This is a genomic window from Sphingomonas citricola, assembly GCF_019429535.1.
Classification (GTDB): domain Bacteria; phylum Pseudomonadota; class Alphaproteobacteria; order Sphingomonadales; family Sphingomonadaceae; genus Sphingomonas; species Sphingomonas citricola.
The window spans coordinates 158,370-172,639 of record NZ_JAHXZM010000004.1 but is presented as its reverse complement, the minus strand read 5'-3'; the positions used below and the strand labels follow the sequence as shown (position 1 = coordinate 172,639).

Annotated in this window: 14 protein-coding genes and 1 tRNA gene; 11 read left to right on the top strand and 4 right to left on the bottom strand. The window is 70.2% G+C overall.

Annotation, left to right across the window (positions count from 1 at the left end; all coding sequences use genetic code 11):
- The first annotated feature begins 31 nt into the window (after positions 1 to 31).
- Positions 32 to 1,270 (top strand): MFS transporter, encoded by a 1,239-nt coding sequence (locus KZ810_RS11430; protein WP_219769242.1) that lies wholly within the window; start codon positions 32 to 34, stop codon positions 1,268 to 1,270.
- Here KZ810_RS11430 and KZ810_RS11425 read toward each other — a convergent pair.
- From KZ810_RS11425 to KZ810_RS11415, 3 genes are all read right to left on the bottom strand, one after another.
- Positions 1,252 to 2,031: a helix-turn-helix domain-containing protein gene (locus KZ810_RS11425; protein ID WP_219769241.1), complete on the bottom strand. Its 780-nt coding sequence runs from the start codon at positions 2,029 to 2,031 to the stop codon at positions 1,252 to 1,254. The two genes, KZ810_RS11430 and KZ810_RS11425, sit on opposite strands and share 19 nt — an antisense overlap.
- A gap of 128 nt (positions 2,032 to 2,159) precedes the next feature.
- On the bottom strand, positions 2,160 to 3,203 hold the full coding sequence (locus KZ810_RS11420; protein ID WP_219769240.1) for an AraC-like ligand-binding domain-containing protein: 1,044 nt from the start codon (positions 3,201 to 3,203) through the stop codon (positions 2,160 to 2,162).
- Between the two features lie 51 nt (positions 3,204 to 3,254).
- Positions 3,255 to 3,328, bottom strand: a tRNA-Gln gene (locus KZ810_RS11415).
- Between the two features lie 156 nt (positions 3,329 to 3,484).
- Here KZ810_RS11415 and KZ810_RS11410 point away from each other — a divergent pair.
- From KZ810_RS11410 to KZ810_RS11390, 5 genes are all read left to right on the top strand, one after another.
- Positions 3,485 to 4,522 carry a Ppx/GppA phosphatase family protein gene (locus KZ810_RS11410; protein ID WP_219769239.1) on the top strand — a complete coding sequence of 346 codons (1,038 nt, stop codon included), beginning with the start codon at positions 3,485 to 3,487 and terminating at the stop codon, positions 4,520 to 4,522.
- A gap of 17 nt (positions 4,523 to 4,539) precedes the next feature.
- Positions 4,540 to 5,268: an RlmE family RNA methyltransferase gene (locus KZ810_RS11405; RefSeq protein ID WP_219769238.1), complete on the top strand. Its 729-nt coding sequence runs from the start codon at positions 4,540 to 4,542 to the stop codon at positions 5,266 to 5,268.
- A 142-nt stretch (positions 5,269 to 5,410) separates the two neighbouring features.
- Positions 5,411 to 7,483 (top strand): sensor histidine kinase, encoded by a 2,073-nt coding sequence (locus KZ810_RS17390; protein ID WP_219769237.1) that lies wholly within the window; start codon positions 5,411 to 5,413, stop codon positions 7,481 to 7,483.
- Positions 7,484 to 7,682: 199 nt separating this feature from the next.
- On the top strand, positions 7,683 to 8,399 hold the full coding sequence (locus KZ810_RS11395; protein ID WP_219769236.1) for a Crp/Fnr family transcriptional regulator: 717 nt from the start codon (positions 7,683 to 7,685) through the stop codon (positions 8,397 to 8,399).
- A gap of 188 nt (positions 8,400 to 8,587) precedes the next feature.
- Complete coding sequence (locus KZ810_RS11390; protein ID WP_219769235.1) at positions 8,588 to 9,007, top strand: hypothetical protein; 420 nt, start codon at positions 8,588 to 8,590, stop codon at positions 9,005 to 9,007.
- A 3-nt stretch (positions 9,008 to 9,010) separates the two neighbouring features.
- Here KZ810_RS11390 and KZ810_RS11385 read toward each other — a convergent pair whose 3' ends face one another.
- Complete coding sequence (locus KZ810_RS11385) at positions 9,011 to 9,628, bottom strand: TlpA family protein disulfide reductase (RefSeq protein ID WP_219769234.1); 618 nt, start codon at positions 9,626 to 9,628, stop codon at positions 9,011 to 9,013.
- 16 nt (positions 9,629 to 9,644) lie between these two features.
- Between KZ810_RS11385 and argH the strand changes: the two genes are divergently transcribed.
- The 5 genes from argH to KZ810_RS11360 are packed head-to-tail and all read left to right on the top strand — an operon-like array spanning position 9,645 to position 14,265.
- The gene (argH, locus tag KZ810_RS11380) at positions 9,645 to 11,012 is read left to right on the top strand and encodes an argininosuccinate lyase (RefSeq protein ID WP_219769466.1); all 1,368 of its coding nucleotides are present in this window, start codon (positions 9,645 to 9,647) and stop codon (positions 11,010 to 11,012) included.
- Positions 11,009 to 11,260, top strand: coding sequence for a hypothetical protein (locus tag KZ810_RS11375; protein WP_219769233.1), 252 nt, complete (start codon positions 11,009 to 11,011; stop codon positions 11,258 to 11,260). The genes argH and KZ810_RS11375 overlap by 4 nt, the downstream gene beginning before the upstream one ends.
- Positions 11,257 to 12,513 (top strand): diaminopimelate decarboxylase, encoded by a 1,257-nt coding sequence (lysA, locus tag KZ810_RS11370; RefSeq protein WP_219769232.1) that lies wholly within the window; start codon positions 11,257 to 11,259, stop codon positions 12,511 to 12,513. The genes KZ810_RS11375 and lysA overlap by 4 nt, the downstream gene beginning before the upstream one ends.
- Positions 12,514 to 12,517: 4 nt before the next feature.
- Positions 12,518 to 13,288: a precorrin-2 dehydrogenase/sirohydrochlorin ferrochelatase family protein gene (locus KZ810_RS11365; protein ID WP_219769231.1), complete on the top strand. Its 771-nt coding sequence runs from the start codon at positions 12,518 to 12,520 to the stop codon at positions 13,286 to 13,288.
- Complete coding sequence (locus tag KZ810_RS11360) at positions 13,285 to 14,265, top strand: CorA family divalent cation transporter (RefSeq protein WP_219769230.1); 981 nt, start codon at positions 13,285 to 13,287, stop codon at positions 14,263 to 14,265. Before KZ810_RS11365 ends, KZ810_RS11360 begins: the two co-directional genes overlap by 4 nt.
- The last annotated feature ends 5 nt before the right edge of the window (positions 14,266 to 14,270 follow it).

Genomic DNA, 14,270 nt, shown 5'->3' with positions numbered 1-14,270 from the left:
ACGTTCGGCTATCGGTGCGCGAGGCGGCGGCATGACCGCTCGCGCCCCCGCTGCCGCAACCACGCGCGTCATGCTCGCGCTGTCCGCGCTGCACATGCTCGCCTTCATCGATCGCACCGTCCTGGCCGGCGTGTTGCCGCTGGTGCGCGAGAACGTGGCGATGGACGACGCCGAGGCGGGGTGGCTGATCGGCACCGCCTTCGCGATCCCCTATGCCGCGACCGCGCTCGCTGTCGCCGCGCTCATGCGCGGGCGCCGCGCATCAGTGCGCTGGCTCGTGGTCGGCGTCTTGCTGTGGACCACGGCGGCGATCGGGTCGGCCGCGGCGCCGTCGGTAGGCATGCTCAGCCTCGCTCGCGCGCTGCTGGGTGTGGGGCAGGGCCTGTTCGTCCCGCTCGCGGTCGCGTGGCTGATCGACCACGCGGGGGATCGGCGCGCGGCGGCGCTCGCAACCTTCGCGAGCGGCGCGACGATCGGGCGCAGCGTTGCATTGCTGCTGGTCGGCGGCCTGTTGTGGCTGCTGGCGATCACGCTGTCGCAAACGAACATCGCGCACTGGCGCTGGCTGCTCGCGCTGACCGCGATCCCCAACCTGCTGATCCTGCCGGCACTCCGCCCCGCACCCGGCCACGCCGCGCCGGTGCCGCCCGAGATATCGGAAGCCGGGGCGTCGGTTCGGGCCCTGGGCGCGCTCTTTGCGGTGGCGATCGCGCCGCTGATCCTCGCGCAGGCCGCGGGCGGATGGATGCCGACGTTGTTCGTGCGACAGGCGGCGATCACCCCCGCACACGCCGCCGCGCTGCTGGGCGGGGTGACGCTTGCGACGGGATGGGTCGGGCAGGCATGGTGCGGCTGGCTGCTCGCCAGGCGACCGACGCTGGTGCCGCACCTCGTGACGCTGGTGCTGCTCGCGCTGGCGGCGACGCTGCTGCCGCTCGCGATCCTCTCGCAGGTCCGCACGCTCGCCGCGATGGTGGCGTGCGTTGCGCTCGTCAACGTGCTGCTCGGTGTTTCCGCCTTCGCAGGGCTGTTCGCGGTGCAGGCGATGATCCCGCCAGCCGCCCGCGCGAGCGTGAACGGCGTCTATTTCGCGCTCGTCACGCTCGTCGCGGTCGGGACCGGTCCGTTGTTCGCGGGGATCCTCGCGCAGGGGGGCTGGCCGATCGCGGTGGCGTTGCTCGGCACCGGGGGCGTGGCGACGCTGGCCTGCGCCGCGGCGGCGTTGGCGGGCCGGGCGCGACCGCACCCCGCTCAGGCGGCGGCGGCATAGTCCCAGGCGCCCGGCGCCATCGCCGCGACGCGGTCGAGATACCGTCGCGGTGTGGTGCCAAGGAAGCGGTTGGCGTCGCGCAGGAAATGCGAGCTGTCGAAATATCCGAAGCCCAGCACGCTGTCGAACCGCATGCCTGACGCGCGGAACGCCTCCAGCGCGGCGAGGAATCGCGCGCGCACCATCAGCAGCTTGGGTGCGAAGCCGAAGTGCTTCAGCGTCGTGCGGCGCAGCAGGTGCGGGGTGATCCCCAGCGTCGCGGCGGCGGCAGCAACATCGCCGACGTCGAGGCGGGCAACCAGCGCCGAAAACGCGGCAATGATCGCTGCGCCCGCCGGATCGTGCTGGCGCAACGCGTGCGCCACCAGCCCGTGCGCCAGTCGCGCGCTGGCCGTCGCATCGCCCGGCTCGACGTCGCCGCTCATCATGCCCAGCGTCGCCGCCGGCACGACCCGGTCGGTCACCGTGTCGGCGCGCGCCCGCGTCATCCGCGACCAGACCGCTGCATCCAGTTCGACCTCGATCGGCGCCGGGCCCTCCACCCACAAGGTCGCCGCGCGGCTGGTGGGCCCCAGGATGCTGACGCGGGCGAGGCGCGCGTCATAGCGGCAGCGCGTTTCTACGGCGACCTGCGTACCCGTCGGCAGCACGATCAGGCGCGCAGGACCGGGCAACCGCGGGATGGCATAGCGCGCCGCCTCCTTGGTGCCCGATGAAGTAACCGCCCCCGTCTTGTTCGATCGTATCGCCGCAACTGCCATGACCATCCCCGCCCCCGGCGAGTGGCCGACCTCGTCCCGCCCCCGCCGCGGCCCGCAGATGCGGTGGTTCTTACAATGCCGAAATGCCTGCGCGGATCATCGGTGAGACAGGTGATTGATCGGCGGCATTAATCCGCGTCAATCGTCGCGACCGTATCGATCGTACCGTCGAGGAAGCGCATCTCGCGCACCGGCGCGGGTTCCTCGCGCGCGCTGTGCCACGCGCTTCGGTAGCTGCCCGGACGGGTGCCGAAATGCTCGACGAACAGCCGGCTCGCATGCGCCTCGCTGCGGAACCCCCAGTGGAGCGCCAGGTCGCCGAAGCTGCGCTGTTCGTGCCCGTCCATCAGCGACAGGCGCAGGGCGTGCAGCCGGCGTGCGCGGATATAGCCGTTGATCCCGCCGAGCGGCTTGAACAACCGGTACAGCGTCGCGCGCGACACGTCCGAGCGTTTGACGATCAGGTCGGCACCCAGATCGGGGTCGCCGATGTCCGCCTCGATCATCGCGCGGATCGCGGTCAGCCGGGTCTGGTCGCGCGCGCTGGCCGCGGTATCGGTGGCATTGGGCGCCGGCTGCAGGGCCCCACGCACCAGCGCGAAGATCGCGTCGACGGCGTGACCGGTGGCGACGAGATCGAGCGTCGCGAGGTGCGGCAGCAGCACCCGGACGACGTCGATCAACAGCGCGGTCGTCTCCGGCTTGGTCATCCGGCCCTTCGACGGGTGCTGACCAAGGTCGCCGAACACCGTTCGCGGCACTCGCAACAGATACAAATGCGCGTTGCGGAAGCGATTGCGGGCGGGTTTGTGCGCGTCGTAGACGATGCCGCAGCCCGGCGGCACGACGACGAATCCCGCGCCGTGATCGACCTCGACCTCGCCCGCGATCACTAGAGTGACCGTGAAATGATCGAAGCGGTCGCGCGCGACGTGCGCGGCGGTGCGGTGATGGCCGACATCGTTCAGATGGCGCTCGAAGATGGTCAGCCGATCGAGCGACCATGCCGACACACGCGCGTGAAACGCCGGTCCGATCTGCTCCGCATCGGTGCCGCCCGCGTACATCTCACGATAAGCGGGGAAACGGGCGGCGGGCGACAATGTGTCGCTGTCGAACTGAAGAAACCCGCCCGCATGCTGGCGATCACCCGGTTGCGGCGTCTCGCTCATCTCCGCCCGCGCGGAGCGAGCCTGGGTAAAGCATCAGATTTTGGGAGGATTTGGATGCCCGACAAGGATTCGAACCTTGATTGACGGAGTCAGAGTCCGCTCTCTTACCATTAGAGGATCGGGCAACGAGGGCGGGCATCTAGGGCGGGGAGCCGGGCATGTCAACGCCCTTGATGCACCCGCCGCTTGCCGCGGGGGGCGGGCGCTGCTAGCGTAATGTTCAAGCACCGGCAGATCGCGTCAACGATCTGTGACGGAAGAAAAAAGCGAGTACGACGGCAATGGTGGAAATTCCCGCCGAATTGCCGCGCCGGCGGGGCCCTGCCCCCGCCCGTTCGGCTAGGCAGCATGCGCCGCACGCGCGCGGCGGCTACGCGCGGCATTATGCCGCGCTCGATCTTGGCACCAACAATTGCCGGCTGCTGATCGCGCGCCCGCAAGGCGAAGGGTTCGCGGTGGTCGACGCCTTCTCGCGCATCGTTCGGCTGGGTGAGGGGCTCGCCTCGTCGGGGCGTTTGTCCGACCAGGCGATCGAGCGCACGATCGCGGCGCTGAAAGTGTGTTCGGACAAGCTGCGCCGCCGCAACGTCACGCTCGCGCGCTCGGTCGCGACCGAGGCGTGCCGCCGCGCCGAAAACGGTCACGACTTCATCGCGCGCGCCTATGACGAGACGGGGATACACCTCGACATCATCTCCGCGGAGGAAGAGGCGCGGCTCGCGGTGCTCGGTTGCCACGCGCTGCTCGAGCCGGGGACGGGGCCCGCGCTGGTGTTCGATATTGGCGGCGGCTCGACCGAACTGGTGCTGATCGACACCGCGGGCACCGTGCCGACGGTCCGCGACTGGCATTCGGCGCCGTGGGGTGTCGTCTCGCTGACCGAGAGCGCGGGCGGCGGTGACGGCGCGGTCGAACGCGCGGCGAGCTACGCCCGCATGCGCGCGTTGGTGCGCGAGAGTTTCGCGCCCTTCGCCGCCCGGTTGCCCGATCCCGGCGAACGCCCCCGGCTGCTCGGCACCAGCGGCACCGTGACGACGCTGGCGAGCGTGCACCTCGAACTCGAGCGGTACGACCGTGCCAAGGTCGACGGGTTGATCGCGCCGGCGGCGGCGATGCGGCGAATCAGCCAGGATCTGGCGGGCATGTCGCTCGCCGAGCGCGCGCGTTTCCCATGTATCGGCCGCGAGCGCGCCGATCTGGTGGTCGCGGGCTGCGCGATCCTCGAAGGCATTCTTGATCTCTGGCCCGCCGAACGGCTCGGCATCGCCGATCGCGGCATCCGCGAAGGTATCCTGCGCCGATTGATGGAAGCACGCTGAATCATGTGTCACCGTAAATGAGCCGGGGAGGTTCCGGCGGCCGCACCCGCGTCCGCACCGCGCGCGGCAGAAGCGCGCAGTCGACCCGCTGGCTCGAGCGTCAATTGAACGACCCCTACGTCCGCAAGGCGAAGGCGGAGGGGTATCGCAGTCGCGCGGCGTACAAGCTGCTCGAACTGGACGAGCGGTTCGGTTTTCTGCGCGGGCAGAAGAAGATCATCGATCTCGGCATCGCGCCAGGCGGGTGGAGCCAGGTGGTGAAGCGGCGCACCCCCGCCGCGACCGTGGTCGGGATCGACCTGCTGCCCGTCGATCCGATCGACGGCGTGACGATCCTGCAGATGGATTTCATGGACGATGCCGCGCCCGACCGGCTGACCGAGGCGCTGGGCGGCGCCGCCGATCTCGTGCTCTCGGACATGGCGGCGAACACCGTCGGGCATCAGCAGACCGACCATCTGCGCACCATGGCGCTGGTCGAGGCGGGGCTCGCCTTCGCGATCGACGTGCTGCGCCCGGGCGGCGCCTATGTCGCCAAGGTGTTCGCGGGCGGCGCCGACGCCGACCTCGTCGCGGAGATGAAGCGCAACTTCACCACCGTCAAACATGCCAAGCCGCCCGCCAGCCGCAAGGACTCGTCCGAATGGTATGTGATCGCGCAAGGGTTCAAGGGCCGCGCGCGTGATGGCGATGCGCCCCCGCCGGTGCCCGCCGTCTCCGACAGCGACCGCGACGACGAAATGTAACCATAGCGGATGCGTCGATTCGGGCGCGTCACCGGTTGTCATCACCGCGGAGCAGGCCAATGCTGCGCGTCGACAAGAATATGCGCGTCGGCGTTGTCGCATGACCGGCGGATAGAAGCATGCGGGAAGGGGTAGGGTCGAGGTGACGCAGCACGCCCAGCGCGACGGGTTCGCACCCGACGATGCGCCCGAGCCCGATAGTGCGCCCGAACCGGACAGCGCGGAGGCGAGCGCGGCAGCGCGACTGGGGATCAGCCCGGCACGGTTCACAACCGCCAGCGACAAGGCCGGACTGGAGGCGCTGTGCCGGTTCGCGGAGGAAGCCTATCTCGACAATGCGCTACCCGCCTTGTTCAAGGAGCGCGTCTTCGTCCGCCTGTCGCAGGTCGCGGGGGTGCAATATTGTCTGGTGCGGCATCTCAGCCGCCTGATCGGCCACGGCTATCCCGCGGGTGACCGCGATGCCGCCCCGCTCGGCGAGGCGGCGGTGGTGGCGCTGCTCGAGCGCCCGCGCGTCGCGGCGGACGCGATCGACGCGCTCGTCGAGGCGATCGCGCGCACTGGTTCGATCGATGAGCTGCCGCCGGCCGGCTCGCCGCTCGACGGGGCATTGCTCGACGCGATCACGGGCATTTTCGCCCATCCCGCCCACATCGTGCCGATCGCCGAGGCGCTGACCGCCTGCGTCGGCGCGGAACGCTACGCGCAGATCGTGGCCCTGGTCTCCTACGTTCGTGCCGAGCATTTCTGGGCGCAGGCGCATCCCGAACTGTCGTTCGCGCGCGACCTCGACCTGATCGAGCGGGATTACCCCGCGATCGCCGCGCTGCTTCGTGTTGAACGGCTTGCCGATGGAAGCGGCGCGTCACGGCCGCGCGGCAGCGGTGAGGTGCAGCGTGTCCTCGACTATGATGCGTTCGGCATCCTGGTGCTGGCGCGCGACGGAACGCTGATCGAGGCCAATGATCGCCTGCTCGATGCGGTGGGGCGCGACCGCACCGCGTTGCAGGCGGGCGTGCTCGCCTGGGAGGGGCTGGTCGCGCCTGAGCACGTCGCGGAAAGCCGGCGGCAATGGACGATCTTCGCCGCGACCGGCCGCGTCGGCCCGTTCGAAACGCAGCTACTTCACCGTGACGGCGCGCGCACCTGGGTATTGGTGGCCGGGCGCGAACTGGGTGACGGCACCCTGGTCGCGTTCGCGATCGATATCGACGCGGGAAAACGCGCGCAGGCGGCATTGAGCGAGAGCGAGGCGCGACAGCGCGCCTTGGTCGAGGGGATACCGCAGCTGGTCTGGCGCGCGATCGACGGTGGCGAGTGGACGTGGTCGAGTCCGCAATGGACCGCGTTCACCGGCCTGTCGGCGCAGGCGAGCCTAGGCTTCGGCTGGGAGGCGGCGGTCCACCCGAGCGACCGGACCGCGGCCCGCGCCTTCTGGCGCTCGGCCGAACGCACCGGCGAGCTCGAGATGGAAAGCCGCATCCTGCACACCGAAACCGGCGAATATCGCTGGTTCGCGACGCGTGCGACTCCGGTGCGCAACGAATGCGGCGATATCGTCGAATGGCTCGGCACCTCGACCGACGTCCACGATCTGCGGACGATCCAGGAGCGCTACGTTCGGATCGCGACCGAATTGCAGCACCGCGCGCGCAACATCCTGTTTGTCATCCGCTCGGTATTCGTGCGCACCGCGGAGGCGACGCAGGACCGTGCCGACATGATCGATCACTTCCGCGGCCGGCTCGACGCGCTCGCGCGGACGCAGGTCAGCGTCACGCGTCATCCCGACGGGTCGGCCGACCTCGAGAGCCTGATCCGCGACGAGCTGGTCAGCGTCGGTGCGACCGATGGCGTGCAGGTGGATCTGTCGGGCCCCGATGTCGCCTTGTCGCTGTCGCTGGCGGAGGCGATGGGGCTCGTGATCCACGAGCTGACCACCAACTCGCTCAAGTTCGGCGCATTGCGCGGCAACGGCCATGTCGCGATCCGCTGGCACGTCGATGTCGAGCACAACGGGCAGCGCGTGCTCGATTTCTCGTGGACCGAAAGCGGTGTGCCCGTCGTATCGGCGACGCCGGGTCGCGAAGGCTTCGGGCGCGAGCTGATCGAGGAAGCATTGCCCGACCGGCACGGCGCCACGACCAGTTTCACCGTCCGGGGCGGGGGCGTGCACTGCTCGATCCGCCTCCCGCTCGCGACCGGGGAGGGGTGAGCGGTCCCGACGGTTCGTCGCAGGCATGGCCCGCCGGGGCCCGTCTGGTTGCGGCGGGGGTTCCGCATCGCCGCGTGACCGGTTATGGTGAAGCATCGCTGCCTGATAAGTGCCGTGCGACGCCACGCCTGACCATGCCGTCCGCGGATGCAGCATTGACTTGGACCGTTTGCGCGCTGGGCGGGCAGGGAGTTTGCGAATGATCAACGCCCGGATCGCCGCCGCCGAGACGCCCCCGATCATCGCGCGCCTGTCGCGCCTCGCCGCGCTCGACGCGCCGGCGATGCGCCTGCTCGATGCCGCGATCGCCGATGCCTATCCGATGCGCGCGCGCCAGGAATTGCTGTCGGAGGGGCGCCCGGTCGAGACGGCGCTGCTGCTGCTCGACGGCTGGGCCGCGCGCGTTCGCCTGCTGGTCGACGGGCGTCGCCAGATCGTCAGCCTGTTGGTTCCCGGCGACGTGATCGGCACCAGCGAACTGCCCGATCCGATCGCGACCTCGACCATCCTCGCGCTGACGCCGCTGTCGGTCTGCGCGGCGCCCCCGCGCGGCGCGTCCGCGGCGCTCGACCTCGCTTATGCCGCCAGCCGCGCGTGCGACGAGGTCTATCTGCTCGCGCAGGTGACCCGCCTCGGGCGCATGAACGCGCAGGAGCGCATCCTCGATCTCCTGCTCGAACTCTACGATCGGCTCGAACTCGCCGGGCTGGTCCGCGCGCAGGGTTTCGACGTCCCGCTGACGCAGGAAACGCTGTCCGACGCGCTCGGGCTCACCCCCGTCCACGTCAACCGCATGCTCCAGGCCGCGCGCAAGGCGGGTGATCTGGTGTGGACGGGCAAAAGGATCACGCTCAACGATCCGCCGCGGTCGGCCCGCGAACTCGGCCGCAACCCACTCAAGCTGCGCGGGGCGTGAGGGGACCGACAAAGTCCTGAGAACGTCCTCGGGCAGGAAAAGAGCATCGCCCGTTGCGTCCGTCGGCGCCTGACGTCGGCCGACACCCGCGGCCGTATCGACGACGGGGCGCCGCTGCGGGCGATCCGCTGCGGCGGGAAACCCTTCGCCGCGTCATCGATTGAGCCGGCACGAAGGAGTTCATCGCCATGCTCAAGCCCGCCATCCTCGCCGCGATCGCTTCGGTCGCGCTCGCCGGTTGCCAGGAACAGATCGATCGTCAGGCGGACCGCCAAGCCGACCGTATCGGCGCTGCGGTGTCCGACGACGTCAACGACGCTGCGGCGAACGTGTCGAGCAGCCTCGACAATCTCGGCGATGCGATCCGCGGTCAGGCCGACCGCGTCGGTGCGCACGTGGTCGACGAAGCGGCCAACCAGACCACGCGCGCGGCGGACGACCTCGCCGACCAGATCCGCCGCCACGGCGACCGTGCGGTCGACGATGTCGGCGCGGCGTTGCAGGGGGCGGGTGCATCGCTGCGCGATCGCGAGCGAGCACCGGTGGACGACCGCCAGAGCGGGGACCGCGGCTACGACCGCGCGGACGAGCGCGACGATCGCCGCTAGCAGTTACGCCTCGCTGAGCAGCGCGCGCGATTCCGCGCTCGACCAGTCGCGCTCGCCGGTGACGCGCCACAGTTCGCGCCCGCGCTTGTCGTAGAGGATCGTCGTCGGCAGGTTCGCGTTCAGCGCCAGACTGAAGCCGAGCTGCGGATCGTACATCGGTTGAATCGTCGACAGCCGCCGTTCGGCGAAGAAGCTGCGCGCCTTTTTCGGGTCCATGTCCTGGCTGATCGCGACGAAACGGACGCGCCCGTTCGCTGCCTTTGCCGCGGCATCGAGTGTCGGCATCTCCTTCACGCACGGCGCGCACCACGTCGCCCACAGATTGACCAGCGTCGGCTTGCCGCCGAACGCCTTTACCGTCAGCGGCTTGCCCGCGGCATTTGTGAAGGCGACCGCGGGCGCGGCCTCGCCCTTGTGACTGCGATCGACGGTGCCGGCCTTGGGCGCGGTGCCGGCCGCTGCCGGCGCCTCGTCCGCGGTAGCGGCGGGGGCAGTGGCAGTGGAGGCCGCCGCGTTCGCGTCGCCCGCTGCGGCTTGCCCGTTACCCGATGCGGGCTTATCGCAACCCGCGATCGTCGTCGCGATCCCGAGGAGAAGTACGATCGCCGAGCGCGCTGACATGAACGGTTCCAATCAGATGTGGGGCGGGCGGTTCGCCGAAGGACCGGCGGCCGTGATGCGCGAGATAAATGCCTCCATCCCCTTCGACAAGCGGATGTGGCGGCAGGATATCGCAGGCAGCCGCGCGCACGTCGCGATGCTGGGGCAGCAGGGCATCGTCTCGGCAGAGGATGCGGCGGCGATCGACGCAGGGTTGGCGCGGGTCGCGGACGGTTACGCGGCGGACGGCGTGCCGGTCGATCTCGCGCTCGAGGATATCCACATGGCGACCGAGGCGCGGCTCGCCGACGCGATCGGGCCGGTCGCCGGCCGGCTCCACACCGCGCGCAGCCGCAACGATCAGGTCGCGACTGATTTCAAGCTCTGGGTCCGCGACGCGACCGATCAGGTGCTGGCCGCGCTCCGCGCACTCGACGCCGCGCTGCTCGCGCGCGCGGAGGAGCACGCCGACAGCGTCATGCCCGGCTTCACCCACCTGCAATCCGCGCAGCCGGTGACGCTCGGCCACCATTTGATGGCGTATCACGAGATGATCGCGCGCGACGCGAGCCGCTTTGCCGACAATCGCGCGCGCGCCAATCTGTGCCCGCTCGGCTCCGCCGCGCTCGCGGGCACCGGTTTCCCGGTCGATCGCCACGCCACCGCCGCGGCGCTCGGCTTCGATGCGCCGACGCGCAACTCGCTCGACGCGGTCAGCGACCGCGACTTCGCGCTCGATTATCTGATGGCGGCGAGCCAGTGCGCGCTCCACCTGTCGCGGCTCGCCGAAGAGTTCGTGCTGTGGGCGTCGCAGCCGTTCGGCTTCATCAGCCTCTCCGACCAATGGTCGACCGGCAGCTCGATCATGCCGCAGAAGCGTAACCCCGATGCTGCCGAGCTGGTGCGCGGCCACGCCGGACGGATCACCGGCTGCCTCGTCAGTCTGATGGTGACGATGAAGGGGCTGCCGCTCGCCTATTCCAAGGATATGCAGGACGACAAGCCGCCGGTGTTCGAGGCGCACGACCTGCTCGGCCTGTGCCTGGCCGCGATGACGGGGATGGTCGAGAGCGTCACCTTCCGTACCGATCGGATGCGTAGGGTAGCCGAAAGCGGCTTCGCGACCGCGACCGACCTCGCCGACTGGCTGGTGCGCGAGGGTGACGTGCCGTTCCGCGAGGCGCACCACATCACCGGCCGCGCGGTCGCGCGTGCGGAAACGCTGGGCGTCACGCTCGACCGCGTACCGCTCGCCGATCTGCAGGCGATCGACGCGCGGATCGACGCGCGCGTGTTCGACGTGCTGTCGGTCGATGCCTCGGTCGCCAGCCGGACGAGCTTCGGCGGCACCGCGCCCGACAATGTGCGCGCAGCGATCCGCGCGGCGCGGGGAGAAAAGGCATGACGCGTCCGCTGCTGCTCACCGCCACGCTGCTCCCCGCCACGTTGCTACTCGCCGCGTGCGGGTCGACGCAGGATTTGAAACCGGCGCCGGGCGCCGCCCTGCCCGTCGCGCCGCGCGGTGCGGCCGAGAGGCCGGGCGTCGCCAAACTGCTCGCCCCCTCGGTGCAGGCACGCCCGACGCGCAGCAACGAGCTGCTGACCCAGTCCAAGCCCCGCAAGCCCGACGAGTTCGACCTGCCCCCGCAATGACCCATTTCCATTATCAGGACGACGCCTTGTGGTGCGAGGGCGTGCCTCTGTCGCGCATCGCGGACGAGGTTGGGACCCCCGTCTACGTCTACTCCGCCGCCGCCTTTCGCGATCACGCGCGAACCTTTCGCGACGCGCTATCGGGCGTGGAGCGCAAGCACCTCGCCTACGCGATCAAGGCCAATCCCAACATCGCGGTGCTCCGCCTGCTCGCGGCCGAAGGCTACGGTGCCGACGTCGTCTCGGGCGGCGAGATGGCGCGCGCTCTGGCGGCCGGTATGCCCGCCGCCGACATCGTCTTCTCGGGCGTCGGCAAGACCCCGGCCGAGCTGATCCGCGGGCTCGACGCCGGGATTGGGCAGTTCAACATCGAGCTGGAGGAGGAAGGCGTCGTGCTCGCGGCGCTGGCCGCGGAGCGCGGGCTGACCGCGCGCGCGGTGCTGCGCGTCAATCCGGACGTCGATGCCGGCACCCACGCCAAGATCTCGACCGGGCGCAAGGAGAACAAGTTCGGGGTGCCGATCGATCAGGCCGCGGCGATGTTCGCGCGCCTGTCCGCGCTGCCGGGCCTCGACCTGCAAGGGGTCGCGATCCACATCGGTAGCCAGTTGTTCGACCTCGCCCCACTCGAAGCCGCGTACAACCGCGTCAAGGCGCTGGTCGATGAGCTGCGCAGCAGCGGCCACCGCATCACGCGCGTCGACCTCGGCGGGGGCCTGGGCGTCGCCTACAAGACCGACGACCGCCCGACGCCCCCCGCCGATTACGGCGCGATGGTGGAGCGCGTCACGCGCGGCTGGGACGTGGAATTGATGTTCGAGCCCGGCCGCGTCATCGCGGCGAATGCGGGCGTGCTGCTCACGCGCGTGATCTGGGTCAAGCCCGGGGTCGTCAATCCGTACGTCATCGTCGACGCCGCGATGAACGACCTCGCGCGTCCCGCGCTCTACGACGCGTGGCACGATTTCGCCGCGGTCCGGCCCTCGGGCGAGCGGATGACCGGCAACATCGCGGGTCCGGTATGCGAGACGGGCGACACGTTCGCGATGGCACGCGAGATCGACCGCGTGGCGAGCGGCGACCTCGCCGTCTTCCACAGCGCGGGCGCATACGGCGCGACGATGGCGTCGACCTACAACAGCCGCGCACTCGTGCCCGAGGTGCTGGTCGACGGCGATCGCTACGCCGTGGTCGCCGACCGCATCGCCGCCGAGACGATCCTCGCGGCCGAGCGCGTGCCCGAATGGTTGTGAGCCGGTGAGCGACTGGCCCGCGCTGCCGATCTTCGTGCGGCTGTCGGCGCATGCGGTGGTGCTGGTGGGCGAGGGTGAGGCCGCCGATGCCAAGCGCCGCCTGCTGGAGCGCGCCGGCGCGACGATTGTCGGCGAGGATCGGGCGGGTGAGGCGCGGCTCGCGGTCGTCGCCGACGACGAGCCCGCGGCGCATCGGCTGAAGGCGCGGGGGCTGCTCGTCAACGTCGTCGACCGTCCCGAACTCTGCGACTTCACGCTGCCCGCGATCGTCGACCGCGCGCCGATGCTGATCGCGGTCGGCACCGGCGGGGTATCCGCGGGGCTCGCCGCCGCGGTGCGCCAGCGGCTGGAGGCGATCCTGCCCGCCGGCCTCGGGCGGTTGGCAGACGCGCTCCACGCGGCACGCGATGCGCTGCGCGCGCGTTTTCCCGAGACGGCGCAGCGCCGCCGCGCGATCGGCGCCGCTCTCGCGGCGGGCGGTGCGCTCGATCCGCTCGGCGATCATGACGGCACGGACGTGATGGAACGGATCGCCGCCGGCGCGCCCCCGCGCGTCGAGCACATCCGCCTACGCTCGTTCGATCCCGACGACCTTTCCCTGCGCGAGGCACGCTGGCTCGCGCAGGCCGACCGCGTCACCCATCGCGTGGGCGTACCGCTCGCGGTGCTCGACCGCGCGCGTGCCGACGCGGTGCGCGAGCGGATCGATGCGGCACCGACCGCGAGTGTCGAGGGTCTCACGGTCGACGTGGCGCCGATGGAGAGTGCGGCGTGACCGGCTTCGCCTATCGCATCACCGACGGCCATGCCGAACCAGTCGAAATCGGCGACGCGCTCGGCTGCGGTGCGCCGTTCGTCTGGGTCCATCTCGCGACCACCGCCGAACACGCGCAGACGTGGCTGCGCGAGTGCGCCAGGCTCGAACCCTTCACGGTCGACGCGCTGACCGCCAACGAAACCCGCCCGCGCTGCGAGAAGATGGGTGCCGGATCGGGCGAAGGGGCGTTCCTCAACCTGCGCGGTCGCACCGACGAGGAGATCGAATCTAGCGACATGCTCGCGTCGGTCCGCATCTGGGCAGCGAAGGGGCGGCTCGTGTCGGTGACGCGCAAGAAGCTCGTCGCGCTCGACGCGGTGGTCGACGAAGTCAAGTCGGGTGCGGTCCGCGATCCGGGCGACCTGCTGACCGCCTTTGCGACCGAGATCACCGCCGATCTCGATCCCGTCGTCGCCGACCTCGGCGACTGGCTCGACGATTGCGAGCAGAAGCTCGACGTGAAGCGCATCTTCGAACTGCGCCGCGGCGTGACGCGCGTCCGCTCGGAGGCAATCAACTACCGCCGCTTCCTCAACCCGCAGCGGATCGCACTCGAACGGCTCGCGACGCTGCCGGGCGACTGGCTCGGCGACGACGACCGCGCGCACCTATCCGCCGCCGCCGACCGCGCCGCGCGCATGGCCGAGGAGGTCGAGGCGATCCGCGAGCGCGCTAGCGTGGTCCACGAAGCGCTGACCGACCTGCGCGCCGAACAACTCGATTCGCGCAGCCTGGTGATCGCGATCGCGGCGATGGTGTTCCTGCCGCTCACCTTCATCACCGGGCTGTACGGGATGAACGTCGACGGCTTGTGGTTCGCGCACGAACCCTGGGCGTTCGACGCGATCGTTGGATTGTGCATCACGATCGCGGTCGGCACGACGCTGTTCTTCGTCCGCCACCGATGGATCGGGCGCGGGACCGGGGCGGGGTAAGCGGC